14 protein-coding genes, 1 tRNA gene and 1 pseudogene are annotated in these 15,269 nt (G+C 63.1%); 8 read left to right on the forward strand and 8 right to left on the reverse strand.

Translation table 11 applies throughout. From position 1 onward, the window contains the following. From FHW92_RS25860 to FHW92_RS19415, 3 genes and pseudogenes are all read left to right on the forward strand, one after another. Nucleotides 1–293, forward strand: a pseudogene (locus FHW92_RS25860) (hypothetical protein); the annotation flags it as partial. Next, on the forward strand, nt 290–700 hold the full coding sequence (locus FHW92_RS19410; RefSeq protein WP_168604946.1) for a DUF2958 domain-containing protein: 411 nt from the start codon (nt 290–292) through the stop codon (nt 698–700). The pseudogene FHW92_RS25860 and the gene FHW92_RS19410, both read left to right, overlap by 4 nt. 3 nt (nt 701–703) lie before the next feature. Next, nucleotides 704–943, forward strand: coding sequence for a sigma-70 region 4 domain-containing protein (locus tag FHW92_RS19415; protein ID WP_168604947.1), 240 nt, complete (start codon nt 704–706; stop codon nt 941–943). Between the two features lie 127 nt (nt 944–1,070). On the opposite strand, the gene FHW92_RS19420 is transcribed toward FHW92_RS19415, so the two are convergent. Then, nucleotides 1,071–1,988: a HEPN domain-containing protein gene (locus FHW92_RS19420; RefSeq protein ID WP_168604948.1), complete on the reverse strand. Its 918-nt coding sequence runs from the start codon at nt 1,986–1,988 to the stop codon at nt 1,071–1,073. 884 nt (nt 1,989–2,872) lie between these two features. Here FHW92_RS19420 and FHW92_RS19425 point away from each other — a divergent pair. Continuing rightward, complete coding sequence (locus tag FHW92_RS19425) at nt 2,873–3,115, forward strand: helix-turn-helix domain-containing protein (protein WP_246870301.1); 243 nt, start codon at nt 2,873–2,875, stop codon at nt 3,113–3,115. Here the strand turns inward: FHW92_RS19425 and FHW92_RS19430 are convergent. The 5 genes from FHW92_RS19430 to FHW92_RS19450 all read right to left on the reverse strand — a co-directional run bounded on the left by FHW92_RS19430 (nt 3,112) and on the right by FHW92_RS19450 (nt 9,202). Further along, nucleotides 3,112–4,335 (reverse strand): integrase arm-type DNA-binding domain-containing protein, encoded by a 1,224-nt coding sequence (locus FHW92_RS19430; protein ID WP_168604949.1) that lies wholly within the window; start codon nt 4,333–4,335, stop codon nt 3,112–3,114. The genes FHW92_RS19425 and FHW92_RS19430 overlap by 4 nt on opposite strands. A gap of 185 nt (nt 4,336–4,520) precedes the next feature. Further along, a tRNA-Val gene (locus FHW92_RS19435) sits at nt 4,521–4,596 on the reverse strand. Between the two features lie 20 nt (nt 4,597–4,616). After that, nucleotides 4,617–6,926, reverse strand: a complete 2,310-nt coding sequence (locus FHW92_RS19440) for an EAL domain-containing protein (protein ID WP_168604950.1) — start codon at nt 6,924–6,926, stop codon at nt 4,617–4,619. A gap of 133 nt (nt 6,927–7,059) precedes the next feature. Then, a complete protein-coding gene (locus tag FHW92_RS19445; protein ID WP_168604951.1) occupies nt 7,060–8,535 on the reverse strand; it encodes a globin-coupled sensor protein in 1,476 nt (491 codons plus the stop codon). A 118-nt stretch (nt 8,536–8,653) separates the two neighbouring features. Further along, nucleotides 8,654–9,202 (reverse strand): TlpA disulfide reductase family protein, encoded by a 549-nt coding sequence (locus FHW92_RS19450; RefSeq protein ID WP_168604952.1) that lies wholly within the window; start codon nt 9,200–9,202, stop codon nt 8,654–8,656. Between the two features lie 70 nt (nt 9,203–9,272). Between FHW92_RS19450 and argH the strand changes: the two genes are divergently transcribed. The 4 genes from argH (at nt 9,273) to FHW92_RS19470 (ending at nt 13,228) form a co-directional block, all read left to right on the forward strand. Continuing rightward, nucleotides 9,273–10,646, forward strand: coding sequence for an argininosuccinate lyase (gene argH / locus FHW92_RS19455; RefSeq protein WP_168605120.1), 1,374 nt, complete (start codon nt 9,273–9,275; stop codon nt 10,644–10,646). A 28-nt stretch (nt 10,647–10,674) separates the two neighbouring features. Continuing rightward, nucleotides 10,675–10,896 carry a hypothetical protein gene (locus tag FHW92_RS19460; RefSeq protein WP_246870302.1) on the forward strand — a complete coding sequence of 74 codons (222 nt, stop codon included), beginning with the start codon at nt 10,675–10,677 and terminating at the stop codon, nt 10,894–10,896. A 40-nt stretch (nt 10,897–10,936) separates the two neighbouring features. After that, complete coding sequence (gene lysA / locus FHW92_RS19465; protein ID WP_168604954.1) at nt 10,937–12,199, forward strand: diaminopimelate decarboxylase; 1,263 nt, start codon at nt 10,937–10,939, stop codon at nt 12,197–12,199. Between the two features lie 240 nt (nt 12,200–12,439). Then, a complete protein-coding gene (locus FHW92_RS19470; protein WP_168604955.1) occupies nt 12,440–13,228 on the forward strand; it encodes an NAD(P)-dependent oxidoreductase in 789 nt (262 codons plus the stop codon). 380 nt (nt 13,229–13,608) lie between these two features. Here FHW92_RS19470 and ruvX read toward each other — a convergent pair whose 3' ends face one another. Together ruvX and FHW92_RS19480 are read right to left on the reverse strand one after the other, a co-directional pair. After that, nucleotides 13,609–14,088 (reverse strand): Holliday junction resolvase RuvX, encoded by a 480-nt coding sequence (gene ruvX / locus FHW92_RS19475; RefSeq protein ID WP_168604956.1) that lies wholly within the window; start codon nt 14,086–14,088, stop codon nt 13,609–13,611. Then, nucleotides 14,076–15,266, reverse strand: a complete 1,191-nt coding sequence (locus tag FHW92_RS19480; protein WP_168604957.1) for a DUF3089 domain-containing protein — start codon at nt 15,264–15,266, stop codon at nt 14,076–14,078. The genes ruvX and FHW92_RS19480 overlap by 13 nt, the downstream gene beginning before the upstream one ends. Between the last annotated feature and the right edge of the window lie 3 nt (nt 15,267–15,269).

Below are 15,269 nucleotides of genomic sequence, written 5' to 3' on the forward strand. Positions count from 1 at the left end.
CGGAGCAAAGCCTGTCAGATAACGGCGGAATCGGGCGAGTTTTAGGAGTTGAAGCCGCGTTCCTTCACATTATCGACACCTCGCGATTACTGGAAGTCTTGCGCGAGGATAACCGGGCGATCTTCCGCGCCGCGAGTCAGGCCAGCAAGGCCGCCGACTGGTTGCTGGCAAGGCATGCCGAATACAGGGTGAGCAAGGACAGCAGGGACAGCGAGGACAACAGGGATACGCCGCAGTCGGAGCCTGCTGAACCGGAGCAAGGCTCTATGACCGAAGGGAGGGCAGCGGCATGATCCTCCTGCCAGAAAAGATCCGTGTGGCCCTGCTGGTCAATGGTGCCCTCCATAGGGTGGCGCAGCGCGACAATCTGCCCGCGCCCGATCCGGTGCCCGTGCTCAAACTGTTCAACCCCTGCGGCGCGGCGACATGGCTGGCAAGCGAACTGGACGAGGATGGTGATACCTTATTCGGGCTGGCTGATCTCGGTTTCGGCTGTCCGGAACTGGGTTATTTCTCGCTGAACGAGATCGCTTCGGTGCGTCTGCCCCTAGGCCTGCGGATCGAGCGCGACCAACATTTTTCCAGCCATCACTCGCTGTCCTTATGGACGCAGACCGCGCGGCGGCTGGGTTCGCTCACCTGGGCGGAAATGTCCTTGAAGCGGAACGGTGGTGTGTCCAACCTTAGCGGCAGGGCATAGGCCATGGGGCGCGAACGACAGCACCGGGACCAGCCTCAGGATCAGGTAGAGCGGCAACGCCAGCGCCTGATTGCCCTGCTCGACACTTTGCCGATGGTGGAGAGGGCAGCCTATCTTCTGTCAGCCACTGATGGTCTCAGCCATGGTGCCATTGCCTTCCGTTTGGGGGTGAGTGTCCGGGAGGTGGAAATCGCTCTGGCGCTGGCTCTGAGCAAGCTCACCGAGGGACTGGAGGAGCCCTGACAGCAAGGCGACCGGCATGGAAGCAGGACAGGCGCGGAAAGGGTGTTGAGAGGCTGCGTATCGCCCCGTGGCGTGGGCGTAGGGGGCGAAAGCGGGGCAGATTGAAGGGGTGATGGCCAACAGGCCATCACCCCTTCACAGCAGCTTCCAGCGCGGCGAGACGTTCCGTGCAGATGGTGTGGACGATGCGCCCCAGTTCCTCGACCCGTTCGCCCAGCCATGCCAGTTCCTCGGCAGTGATCCGATAATGTTTGGAGTAGCGGGCCTTGACGTAAGCGTCCTTGAGCTTCTCGAACAGGGCGCGATCCTTGCGCAATTCGCGGGGCCATGCCTCCACCAGCCGGAGGTCCAGCCGTTCGGCCTGGGTGCGCAGGAAGGCGAGATTATGATTATGTGGCGAATACAAGGTGCTCACGAGAAGGACCGCGTGGAAGAGGCTCTCCGTCGCTTGATGGAGAAGGAACGCAGACTTCTTGTTCCATCCCTTTTCAGCAGTGAATCTCGCTGTCTGGAGAAACTGCAGAGCGCCGGGCATCCACTCTTCAAAATACTCCCGCGCCATATCGAGATTGGCCTGCGGTGTCCGGGGCACCGGTCTTGCCAGCTCACGGTCATCGGATTCGTAGATCGCGATACCTTCGTTGGCGATGTCCATGAAGAAGAACCGCCCATGGGCGAGACCGTCATTCACCTGCTGAAGCGAATGGACGATGAAATTGACCGGCGTCCGCAACCGCCCGGCGATCATCTCCTCGATGAGACGCTCATCCGCGCGGGTCCAGTAGGCGGCCCGGTCAGCCAGTTCCTTTTGGCTGACGATGATCAGCAGATCGAAGTCGGAACGATAGCCTTTGGCGGTATGAGGTTCATCCACCCAGCCGCCGCGCGCATGACTACCATACAGAAGAATCTTGACGATCTTCCCCGTCCTGCGCCTGCCGGTTGCCTCCACATGGGCGCCGTCAAATTCCTCGAACAGCAACTGCACCACGCGGTCGAGTTCGCGCTGCTTATGGGCCGGCAGATGATCGAGATCGGTCTTCATCACCTCATCCTAACAACATCTTGCATGGCCCGCGCAACTGAATTGGTCAGCGGCAAAAAGGGGGCCTCGCTCCGGCATGGTCTTCCGATCCTCAGGACACGTGGGGATTTGCTCCGAGGGGCTTTGTCACCGGCCTTGCTGTCGCCAAAGCCACCCGAAGCCGTTGCCCCCGACTTCCGCGAATCATCCCATAAAGCCAGCCGTTTGGCCACCCATGCAAGTCGTCTATCGGCGCATGGGACAGGCCCATGCGGAGGATCGGACGCACGCCCAAAGCGGGCGTAAGTGTAATGGACCCTACGCACGGGTGCTGCTGCCAATTTCAGCATGAAAATCAGCCTCTTGAGGCTGTAATACGTGTAGGGCTGATTTTCGGTGCTGCGTTGTACAGTGTGCACAAGCCTCAACAGGTGCGGCCTCAACCAGCGGAAAGAGAACCGTTTTCTCCCGTAATACATGTACCACCCGGCATTGCGGACCTTTGGTTGAGAAAGGGAATGCGGCCCCGGAAAGATCGGTCCCTCCCGAGGTGCTGTGGTGCCCGGGATCGCGCCGTGCGCCGGGATGCTGAGCTTGAAATGAAGGCCATGCACCTGTATCTTCGACAGCGCTTCATGACCCCGGCGAAGGTTTCCCCATAAGGAGGCTTTTGCCATGTTCAGAATGAATTTCAGTCCTGACAGATCGCTGCATACCGCTTGGATGCGATGTGCTTGCCTTCCCTTATCAAGCCTGCTTAGGCAGTGGCTCAACCGGGCATGGCCGCCCATGATGGGTGCCATGCTTCGGGACAGCGACACACCCCAACGCGGCTTACTCTGCAATCTCGCCATGCTGCTTTCCACCGGTTGCGGCCCAGTCATTGCGGGAAGGGATATGCTCCAATGAAAAAGCGTATCCCGCCCGCTCAGCCCTCTGCGGCCCAGACTATCGCCCCGCCCATGCTGCCCAAACCGCTCGCCCTGCGCATTCCTGAGGTCCAGCGCATGACCGGCCTTGGACGCACCAAGCTCTATGCCCTTATCGCCGATGGCGAGCTGGCCACGATCAAGATCGGCAGGGCAACGCTGATCCCACTGGCCAGTCTTGAAGCCCTGCTTGAGCGGGGGCAGCAGCACCGCCCCTAGCCGCGTTTCTGTTCCGGAAAGGGCAGGATCTCAGCCCCATTCCGCAGCGCGTCGAGATAGTCGGACCACCACTGCGCCATCTCGACGCGCTCTTTCCAATGCGTCCCCCGATGATAGGCCGCGCGTACCTTGTCGCTGTCGCCATGCGCCAGCGCCCGTTCAATCGCATCGGAGGACCATTTGCCGGATTCATTGAGCAGGGTGCTGGCCATCGCGCGGAAGCCGTGCGCGGTCATTTCGTCGCCAGTGTAGCCTAATCGTCGCAATCCGGCATTGACCGTGTTTTCGCTCATTGGGCGATTGCGGGTACGGATGGAAGGGAAGACATAGCCTGACGGACCAGTGATCGGCATCAATTCCCGGAACACTTCAACCGACTGCCGGGATAGCGGAACCTGATGGGCTTTGCGCATTTTCATTTTCGTTGCCGGAATGATCCAGAGTGCGCCGTCCAGATCAATTTCATCCCATTCGGCGTGGCGCAGTTCGCCGGGCCGCACGAAGAGGTGCGCAGAGAGGCGCATGGCCAGTTTTGTAATGCCCATGCCTTCGTAGGTTTCTATTGCCCTTAGCAACTCGCCAGCGGCCTTCGGCTCTGTGATGGCGCCATAATGCTTTGATTGTGGAGTGGTCAACGCACCCCGCAGATCGCGACTTGGGTCTGACACGAGCCGCGCTGTGGCAATGGCGTAGCGAAACACTCGCCCTGCCAGTTGTAATACCCGGCGCGAGGTTTCGTAATTCCCCTTGCTTTCGATCCGGCGAAGGACCGCAAGCAACTCGGGCGCCGTGATTTCAGAGACTGGCATCCGTACAATCTGGTTGCCCATCCGCGAGACGTAATATTCGCTTTTTTCTGCGGTGGATTCAGACATGCCTTCGCGGCGACGTTTATCGATGAGTTCCTGCGCTACCTCGCCAAAGGTGTTTGCCGCTGCGACCTTGGCTCTGAGCTTCGCTTGCTGCTTTTCCCGAGCAGGGTCTGCACCAGTTGCAAGGGTCTCTTTGGCTTTGTCACGTTCCTTGCGGGCAGCTGCTAAGCTCACCTGTGGCCAAGCACCAAGCGACAGCAGTTTTTCCTTGCCGTCAGTGCGGAACTTAACCCGCCACAGCTTCCCCCCTGCGGGAGAGATAAACAAAAAGAGACCGCCTGAATCGCTAAGTTTGTAAGGCTTATCTTTCGGCTTGGCATTTCGGATTGCAGTTTCTGTCAGCGCCATACCCCGACGCTCCTCATGACCTTGGGGGTATCGGATTCCGGGAGGTATCGAATACCCCACTTCATACCCCCATTACGGGATGGCTGCCTGTGAACGCACACGGACACAGGCGACCGGCTCACGAGAAAATATAGCAGATTTCCGGGGTTTATAAAGCCTTGAGCGGGCTTCCGCGATCAAGGGAATGGTGGGCGATGACGGGCTCGAACCGCCGACCCTCTCGGTGTAAACGAGATGCTCTACCAACTGAGCTAATCGCCCCGATCACGGGAAGGGCGCGATTAGGCGGTTTTTTTCGGGGCGTCAACAGGGCTTTGGCGGCGCAGTTCGGGAAAATCGGCGGCGGGCAGCGCGCGGGAAAACAGATAGCCCTGCGCCTGATCGCAGCCTTCGGCCAGCAGCACGCGCATCTGGTGCTCGTTTTCCACCCCTTCGGCGGTGGTGGTCATGCCCATCGCATGGGCCAGCGCGATCACGGCGCGCACGATGGGCAAGGTCTCGTCGCTTTCGCCCAGACCCTTGAGAAAGCAGCGGTCGATCTTGATCTTGTCAAAGGGAAAGGCGCGCAGATAATTGAGCGAGGAATAGCCGGTGCCGAAATCATCCAGCGCCACCCGCACCCCCAGCCCGCGCAATTTATGCAGCAGCGCGCCATGGACGGCATTGTCCTTGAGCAGCACGTTTTCGGTGATTTCCAGTTCGAGCCGGTCGGGCGCGATGCCGTTTTCGGCAACCGCCTGCATCACGGTGGAGATCAGCCCGGCGCTGCGCAATTGCGCGGGGCTCAGGTTGACCGCCACGCGCAGATGGGCGGGCCATAGCGCCAGCTCCTGACACGCCCGGCGGATCACCCAATCGCCCAGCGGCACCACCAGCCCTGTCTCTTCGGCCAGCGGGATGAACAGATCGGGCATGACCATGCCGCGCGCGGGGTGCCGCCAGCGCACCAGCGCCTCATAGCCCACCGTCCGGCGCGTGATGACATCGATCAGCGGTTGGTAATGCAGCTCGAACTGGCCCTCGCTCAGGCCGGTGCGCATGTCCATTTCCAGCTCGCGCCGGGCCGCGGCGGCCTCGTCCATGCCGGGTTCGAAATGCGAAAACACGCCGCGCCCGCGCCCCTTGGCGACATAAAGCGCAAGGTCGGCCTGTTTCATCAGCGTGGCGGCGTCGGTCTGGCTGTCATGGCTGACCGCGATGCCGATGCTGGTCGAGGTGAGGACCTGGCCGTCCTCGATCAGGCAGGGCTGGCGGACTGCCTCGATGATGCGGTTGGCGGTCTTTTCGGCGATATGGTCGATGCGGCGCCCATGCATCAGAATGGCAAATTCATCGCCCCCCAGCCGAGCCACCAGGTCGCTCTTGCGCACCGCATCCTCGATTCGCCGCGCCACTTCGCACAGCAGCTTGTCGCCCACCGGATGGCCCAGCGTGTCATTGACCGATTTGAACCGGTCGAGATCGAGGTAAAGCACCGCGACCCCGTCATCCTGTGCGCGCCGCCGCAGCAGCGCCCCCGCCAGCGTTTCGTTGAACAGAAAGCGGTTGGCCAGATTGGTGAGGCCATCATAATGGGCCATGTGGCTGACGCGGGCCTCGGCGCGCTTTTGCGCGGTGACATCGCGGGCCACGCCGCGCATCCCGTCCTGCCACGGCTGGGCCGAAAGGGTCCACCAATGGGGCGATCCGTCCAGTGTGAGCGGCAGGGTGATATCGCGAAAGGGCGTGCGCCGGGCCAGATGCGCGGCCAGCCGCTCGGTTTCGGGGCAGGGGGCGAAGAGATCCGGCAAAGGCATCCCGTCCAGCAATTGCCATGCCCGGCGCGCGGCATCGCCAAAGCGCGGGCTGGGCTCCTGAATGCGGCCCAGACTGTCGACTTTCCAGAGCCAGTCGGCCGATTGCGCCTCGAAATCGTTGAGCAGCAATTGCACCGTGGCCCCGGTCTCGCGTAATTGTTCGCGCGCGTGAAAGGCTTTGGTGAATTCGCGCTGGTTCTGAAACGCCCCGCGCGACAGGATCAGCAGATAGGAGGCGCAGAACAAGGTCCCGACCCATACCTGCGCGCCCGGAAACAGCGCCCACGCTATGATCGTGCCGACACAGATCGGCACCATGAACAGGACCGCTGCCAGCGCCATGGTCGAATAGGTCAGCACCGAAGCGCCCAGCATCCCGCCCGACAGGATGGCGATAACGATGAACTGGCGGGTGTTGGCTATGCTGGCCCCGGCGGCGATGCCCGCGCCCCACAGCAGCCCGTTGGCCAGCGCCGTGGCGTGGATATGCCAAAGGTCGCGCCGCCCGTCGATGGTGGCCCATCCCGCCCGCCTGCGCCGCAGCGCCAGTTCCAGCCGGGCGCCGGACACCGCAAATATGCCCGCCAGCCACAACAGCACCATGCCGGGATAGGGCGAGGAAAGCATGGTCAAGGCCACAGCCACGGCATTGGCCGTCCCGCCGATGGCCCCCGTCACGGCGCGGCGCAGATTGTCCGCTATACGCTCGGTCAGCAATTGGCGGGCGGAATCCCCCGTTTGTGGAGACAAAGGATGGATCATTTGCGCCGTGCCGGGAACGTCCTGAAGTTGCATGGGAGTATAGACCCGAGAGCCAATCTTGGCCAGCAAGTCGAAAACCCAATATCTGCGGGTGCTTATCGCCGTTTGATAAATTTTGGCCCTGCCTTCACATCGGGATTGCCCCTAAGGGCGCGTCCCGAGGTGTTCAGGCCGCGCGGTCGGTTGGGGCCATGCGGTCGCCGCGCCTGCCATCGGCAGAAGTCCCATCGCGCAAAGTGTGGCGGCGTTCGAAGCTGAACTGGCCCACGATACCGGCCATGCTGGCAGCCTGATCGGACAGGCCGCGCGCGGCCGCATTCGATTCCTCGACCATGGCCGCGTTCTGCTGGGTGTTGAGGTCGATCTGCTGCAATTGCGCGTTGAGCGCGACCATGCTTTCGGACTGCTGTTCGGAAAAGCTGGCGATGTCGCTCGCCTTGCTGCTGGTATCGTCCAGCCGCCCGATGATCTGGTTGAGCGCATCGCGCATCTGTTCGACCAGATCGGCGCCATGCTGCACATCCTCATTCGATGTGACGATCAGGCTCTTGATGTTCTTGGCCGATTCGGTGGTGCGATGGGCCAGCGCGCGCACCTCGCTGGCCACCACGGCAAAGCCCTTGCCCGCCTCGCCAGCCCGCGCGGCCTCGACCCCGGCGTTGAGCGCCAGCAGGTTGGTCTGAAACGCGATGCCGTCGATCACATCGACGATCTGGGCGATCTGGGTGGCCGAATCCTTGATCTTTTCCATGGCCACAACGGTGGAATCCATGATCGGCCCACCCTTGCTGGCATGGCCCGAAACCTCGGCCACCGATCCGTCGACATCGCGCGCATTGCCCGCCGTGGTGGCGATGGCCGTGGTCACATCGCGCATCACCTCGGAAATATGCGCGACCGATGCGGCCTGCTGCTCTGTGCGGTTGGCCAGATCATTGGCCGCGCAACTGATCTCATGCGCGCCCGATTTCACCCCATGGGCGGCATCGGTCATCTGGATCACCAGATTGCTGATCTGATGGCGCATATTGTGGAAATCGGCGGCCAGTTGTTTGTACGCCGGCGGCACGTCGCCCAGTTGCGCGCGCAGATTGCTGCCTGCCACTTCGCCCATCGCCTTGCTCATGGCCGCGATGATATCGTTGCGCTGGGTCGCCTCGGCCTCGAAATAGGCGCCCAATGCGGCCTCCATGTCGAACAGCGCGGTCTTGACCAGCGTGGCCACGGCCCTGGCCTGACCACGCCTTTGCCATGGCAGGGTAAAGCCCTTGAGCGTGTCCTCGATGATGCTTTCCAGCACCAGCGCATAGCCGCTGATATAAAGGTCCGCCTCCAGCCCGACGCGGGCGTGGATATGGCCGATCTTGGTGGCGCGGGCCACGGCGGCATCGTCAAAGGAGGATTCAAAAAGCGAGAGCCAGTGCTGCAATTGCGCGCTGGAGGCTCTCTCGCGCTGTTCCTGGGTGGGAATGATTTTGGAGGCGGCCGGATGGGCCGCGATGGCGGCATAGAGCCTTTCGAGCGCGCGCGGGGCGTATCGCGCCACCATCGCCCGGATCGCGGGAAACACGCGCAGGTTGGAGGAATCGATCGAGGTTACCGTTTCGCGGCGCGCGCGCTTTGTCGTTTGAATGCCCTGCATCGATCCGATTTCCTCTGCCCTGAGGTCATATGTGTAAAATCGGATCCTGTTCTAGTCGGGCTTGGTTAAATCGGGGGCAAGCGACAGGGAGGGGAAATACCGGATGCCCCCGTTGTGCCTATTGCTCGGCCAGCAGCGCGGCCGCCTCGGCCCCGGCCCAGTCCTTGCCGCCATTGATGCGCCAGACCTCGCGCCCCTGCGCATCATAATAGATCGAGGCGGGCAGGGTGCCGACCTGCCACTGGGTGGCCGCCGCGCCTTCGGGGTCCAGCCATGGTTCCAGCGCATCGCCCCCCCGCGCCTTGAGGAAGGCGGCGACCTTGGCCTTGGCGCTTTCGCTGTCCTGCGACACGGTCAGCACGCGGATCCTGCCGCCTGCTGCCAGCTTGTTCAGCGCGGGCAGTTCGGCGATGCACGGCCCGCACCATGTCGCCCAAAGGTTGATCAGCAGGGGCTTGCCCTTGAGGCTGGCGGTGTTGATCTCCTTGCCCTGCGCATCCCTGAAGGTCAGCGCGGGCAGTTGCGAACCCTTGTGGCTGCGGTCGAGCGCGGCGCCTTCGGCATTGGGCGCCGAGGATGGGGCTGATGCGCTTGCTTCTGGCGGTTGCTTATCGCCGCCGCTTTGCCTATCGCAACCCGCGATTCCGGCCGCGATGGTGGCCACCATCAGGCCCCTACCGGCAAGTTTGAGGATTTTGCGCGTGAGCGAAGGTGACAACAAGGCAGGCTCCAATCAGATGTGGGGAGGGCGCTTTGCCGAAGGGCCCAGCGCCATCATGCGTGAGATTAACGCCTCGATCCCCTTCGACAAGGCCCTTTGGCGCCAGGATATCCGCGCCTCCAAGGCCCATGTCGCCATGCTGGGCGCGCAGGGAATCGTGAGCGCCGATGACGCCGCCACGATCAGCGCCGGTCTGGATCAGGTCGCGGGCGAATATGAAGTGAGCGGCGTCCCTGAGAACTGGGATCTCGAAGACATTCACATGACGACGGAAAGCCGCCTTGCCGAACTGGTCGGTCCGGCGGCGGGGCGTCTGCACACCGCGCGCAGCCGCAACGATCAGGTCGCCACCGATTTCCGCCTCTGGGTCCGCGATGCGGTGGACGAGGCGCTGGCGGGTCTCAACGCGCTGCAAAAGGCGCTGGTGGCCCGCGCGGGCGAGCATGTGAACTCGATCATGCCCGGCTTTACCCATCTTCAGACCGCGCAGCCGGTGACGCTTGGCCATCACCTGATGGCCTATTACGAAATGGCCGCGCGCGATGTCTCGCGCTTTGCCGATGCCCGCGCGCGCATGAACCAGTCGCCGCTGGGCGCGGCCGCGTTGGCCGGGACCGGGTTCCCCATCGACCGTTTCGCCACGGCGCGGGCGTTGGATTTCGACCGCCCTACCGACAACAGCCTCGATTCGGTTTCGGACCGCGACTTCGCGCTCGATTACCTGATGGCGGCGGCGCAATGCTCGCTCCATCTTTCGCGTCTGGCCGAGGAATTCATCATCTGGGCGTCGCAGCCCTTCGGCTTCGTCCGTCTGCCCGACAGTCTCTCGACCGGCAGCAGCATCATGCCGCAAAAGAAGAACCCCGATGCCGCCGAACTGGTGCGCGGCCATGCCGGGCGCATCATCGGCTCGCTCACCAGCCTGATGATCACGATGAAGGGCCTGCCGCTGGCCTATTCCAAGGATATGCAGGACGACAAGCCGCCCGTGTTTGAAGCGGCCGGTCTGCTGACCCTGTGCCTTGCCGCGATGACGGGCATGGTGGAAAGCACCACCTTCCGCACCGACCGTATGCGTCAGGCCGCCGAACTGGGCTATGCCACGGCCACCGATCTGGCCGACTGGCTGGTTCGTCAGGCCAACATCCCCTTCCGTGAGGCCCATCACATCACCGGCGCGGCGGTCAAGCTGGCCGAGAGCAAGGGGATCGCGCTGGATCAGCTCAGCCTCGATGAACTGCAGGCGATCGACCCGCGCATTACCGATGCGGTCTATCCCGCGCTTTCGGTCGAGGCATCGGTGGCATCGCGCGCCAGCCATGGCGGCACCGCCCCATCTCAGGTAGAACAACGTGTGGCGCAGGCTCGCGCCGCGCTTGGTATGGAGTAACGCCCTTATGCGTGCCGTATTTTTCCCGATGGTTGCGCTCCTGGCGCTGGCGGGCTGCGGCACGCAGGGCGAACTTAAACCCGCGCCGGGGCATCAGTTGCCCCCTTCGCCCATTGGCCGCAAGGACCGGCCGAGTGCGACGGAATTGCTCAGCCAATCGTCTCAGGCCCGTCCCAGCCGCAATGTGGAGCTGCACACGCGCTCTGAACCGCGCACGGACGATGCTTTCGATCTGCCTCCTTCAGAATGAGCCGGGGGGCCTTATGCCCCCACGCAGGATTTAAAGACACATGGATCATTTTCATTACGTTGACGGCGTTCTTCATGCCGAAGACACCGCCATTCCCGCCATTGCCCGCGCCGTGGGCACGCCGGTTTACATCTATTCGGCCGCCACGCTGACCCGCCACGCGCGCGTGTTCCGCGAGGCTCTGTCGATCCTGCCCTCGACGCATATCGCTTTTGCGGTCAAGTCGAACCCCAATCTGGCGGTGTTGAAGCTGCTGGCGCGCGAAGGTTACGGCGCGGACGTGGTCTCTGCAGGCGAGATGGACCGCGCGCTGGCCGCTGGCATCCCGGCCAAGGGCGTGGTCTTTTCCGGCGTCGGCAAGACGGCGGACGAGCTGACCCGCGCGCTTGAGGCAGGTATCGGCCAGTTCAACATCGAGAGCGAAGAGGAAGGCGTCGAGCTAGCCGCGATTGCCGCTTCGCTCGGACTGGTGGCCCATGCCGCGCTCCGCGTGAACCCGGATGTGGACGCGGGCACCCATGCCAAGATTTCCACCGGCATGGCGGAAAACAAGTTCGGCGTGGCCTATGACCGCGCCGCCGGTATCTATGCGCGCCTGTCCGCGCTGCCGGGTATCGAGATGCGCGGGCTTGCCGTCCATATCGGCAGCCAGTTGTCCAGGCTCGACCCGCTGGAGGCCGCGTTTAGCAAGATGGGCGAGCTGATGCGCTCGATCCGCGCGCAGGGCCTGAGCATCACCCATATGGATCTGGGCGGCGGCATCGGCGTACCGTACAAGGCTGATGAGGTGTTTCCCTCTCCGGCAGAATATGCGGCCATGGTGGCGCGCGTCACCGCAGACTGGGGCGTCACACTGATGTTCGAACCGGGTCGCGTGATCGCGGGCAATTCGGGCGTGCTGGTCACCGAGGTTGTGCGCGTCAAGGAAGGCGTGACCACGCCCTTCGTCATTGTCGATGCGGCCATGAACGACCTTGCCCGCCCGGCGCTCTATGGCTCGTGGCACGATTTTCTGGCCGTCGAGCCCAATGGTGAGAAGTTTACGGCCAATATCGTCGGCCCGATCTGCGAATCCTCCGACACCTTTGCCATGGGCCGCGAGATCGACGTGGTGAAGGCGGGCGATCTTGCCGTGTTCCGCACCGCCGGGGCCTATGGCGCGACAATGGCCAACACCTATAACAGCCGCGCGCTGGTGCCCGAGGTGATGGTCAATGGCGATCAGTGGGCCATCGTGGCCAATCGCATCGACCCTGCGGCCATTTTGGCGGCGGAGCAGGTGCCGGATTGGTTGATGGATTAAAGGGGGTTTTGCCTCCGGCGGGCAAAGGGCGGGGGCCCTTTGCAATCCCGTTAATGGGGATAGTTTGGGGGATTGGAATTTTAAAAGCCTGCGGCGCTTACGAAAGAGCGCCGCAGGCTCTATAATTTCTGACATTGCGTCCGACACAAAACGCCGAACTCTTCGCGCAACGAGGACAGTAAAGGGAGCGCGAGGGTCTAGACCCTCGCATCTTGTCCTATTCTCCTTATAACCCCCACCATGATCGACACACTCCCTCTCTTTCACCGCATCAAGGGCCAACCCGTCATCGTTCTGGGCACAGGCGATGCGGCTGATGCCAAACGCCGCCTTGTCGAACGCGCGGGCGGACAGGTGTTCGACGATATGCAGGAAGGGATCGACCGCTGTGCGCGTCTCGCCTTCGTCGCCTATGAGGACCGTGAAGCCGCCGCCGCTGATGCCCTGCGGCTGCGCGGGGCGGGCCTGCTGGTAAATGTCGTCGACCAGCCTGATCTTTGCGATTTCACCACGCCTTCGATCCTGGACCGTTCGCCCGTGCTGATCGCGGTGGGGACGGGGGGCGTCTCGGCGGGGCTGGCCAAGCAATTGCGGCTGCGGCTGGAGGCGCTTTTGCCCGAGAGGCTGGGCGCGTTGGCGCAGGCGCTGGGCGCGGCGCGGACCGTGCTGCGGCGGCGGTTTCCCGATGCGGCCGACCGCCGTCGCGCGCTCGATGTGGCGTTGGGGCAGGGGGGAATGCTCGACCCTCTCGACGATGGCAGCGCGGGGCGGGTGGATGCCTTCCTTGCGGGCGCCAGGCTGCCTGACGAGACGCTGGCCGAAATCGTACTGACCTCGCCCGATCCCGATGATCTCACGCTGCGTCAGGCCCGCTGGCTGGGCGGGGCCGATGGGATCGCGGTTGAGGAAGGTGTGCCCGATGCCGTGCTGGCGCGGGCGCGGGCCGATGCGATCCGATTGAAAATCGCGCGGGGGCAGGGGTTTGAGGCGCCCGGTGGGGTTTGGGTTATTGTGAGGAATGGGGGGTAGGAAGCAGGTTTGCCTCCGGCGGGCAAAGGGTGGGGCCCCTTTGCAATCCCTTTAATGGGGATGGTTTGCGGTGGGGTGTTTGGGGCGATATTTATAAAGCTTGCGGCGCTACTTAAAACGCGCCGCAGACTTTAAAATTCTAGCGTCGCGTCCGGTACCCAATGGCCGAATCCATAGCGCAACGCAGACAGTAAAGGGAGCGCGAGGGTCTAGACCCTCGCATATTCATCTTCACCTTGATGCCAGGATCCAAACAAGCAACCCGGTGATCATTAAGCCAATAACGAACCAGCAACCAATGCGCAGGGGCCGTGGCAGCTTATTAAATAGCCAACTTATTACTTCTGAAATGCAATCGCCGATTATGTCGCCGATGAAGTCTACCACCGCATCCCGCCCGCCATCGCATCGCAGGCCGCCTGCAGGATCACCGCCGCCGCTGCGCTGTCGATGCGGGTCTTGCGCTTGGCGCGGCTCATGTTCTGCTCGATCAGCCCGCGCTCAGCGCTGGTGGTGGACCATCGCTCGTCCCACAGCAGGATGGGCAGGCCCAGCACGGCAAGGTTTTTGGCATAGGCGCGGGCCGATTGGGCGCGTGGACCCGATGTGCCGTCCATGTTCAGCGGCAGACCGATAACGATGCCCTTGATGCCGCGTTCCTCGATCAGCGCGGCGATGGCCAATTTGTCCACGCTGAATTTGCCGCGCGCGATGGTCTTGCCGGGCGAGGCAATGCGCCATTCGGGATCAGCAAAGGCGGTGCCGATCGTCTGCGTGCCAAGGTCGAGGCCGATCAGGCCCCCGCCATCGGGCAACGCATCGCGCATATCCAGCGCGGAAAGGGTAATCAGCTCAGCCATTGGCGCCACCAGCCTGCGGTTTTTTCGGTTTGCATATCGGGTGCCTTGCGGGCGCTCCTTGCGGGAGGCGTGCCATGCCATGCTTTGACCCGCCGCGCCACATCCGCGCGCAGGGCGCTCCAGAACAGGGGGATGTCATAGACGTGGAAATTGTTGCCCGGCGCGACGAAGGGGCCAAGCTGGGGCGCGGGGCCGATCATCAAAAACCCGTCCGGCGCGCAGCGCGCAGGCACGAGGCCGGGGACGATGCTGGCCCCGGTCAGCGCCGTATCAGGCACCAGCGTGCCGGGATTGGCCTGCGCCGGGGCGGCGTCACCGGGGCGGCCGGTGAGTGGGTTGACGCAGAGGAACGGGCTGTTGCCGCGGGCTGCGCCATCAAGGCCGGGAAAGCGGGCATAGGCCTCGCGCACCATGTCGGTTTCGGCAGGTTCGGCAAAGCTCTGCCATGAGATGACACAGCCCGCCTGATCGGGGCCTTCGCAGGCGGGCAGGCCCATCGCGGGCAGGTCATGGTCCAGGCTGACCGGCCAACCCACCGCATAGGCCGCCGCCACCCGCGCGGCCAGCGGCTTGCCCGCCACCCGGTCCTGCATCAGATGCATCAGGTGAAATGCGCCCTGGCTGTGCCCGGCGATCACGATGGGCAGGCGCGGGTCGACCGTTGCGATAAATTCATCAAACGCGGCCAGCACATCGCCATAGGCCACATCGAGCGCCTTTCTCCCTGATGGCCGGTCGGTCAGGAAAGCGCCCAAGGTGGCCTGTCGATAGCGCGGCGCCCAGACTTCGGCCGCCGCGCTGAAGGGTGTGGCCAGACCGCGCAGCAGGATTTCCGTCCGCCCCGAAATCAGCGTTTCGTCAACGGCCGAATTCCAGTGCAGCCGGTCGAAATGGCTGGTGGGATGGATGAAAAACACCGCAACGGGCAGGGTCGCCTCGCCCACCGGTGCGCCGGTGGGGCGCCAGCGCGAGGGATCATTCGGCCCGCCCGCCCCGCGCGAATACCACATGGCCGGATCGGCATAGGCATTGGCGGCCAGAGGCGGCGCGGCGGAAAACGGCACGACCGGCACAAAGGTGAATTGTGTCAATTCCTTGGCCCAATAGCGCAAAGCACCCAGCGCACCGATCACAAGCACCACCAGAATTGCAACGCCATAGAGAAACTTTCGCGCCAAGGG

It is taken from the genome of Novosphingobium sp. SG707 (assembly GCF_012275515.1).
In the GTDB taxonomy this organism is placed as follows: domain Bacteria; phylum Pseudomonadota; class Alphaproteobacteria; order Sphingomonadales; family Sphingomonadaceae; genus Novosphingobium.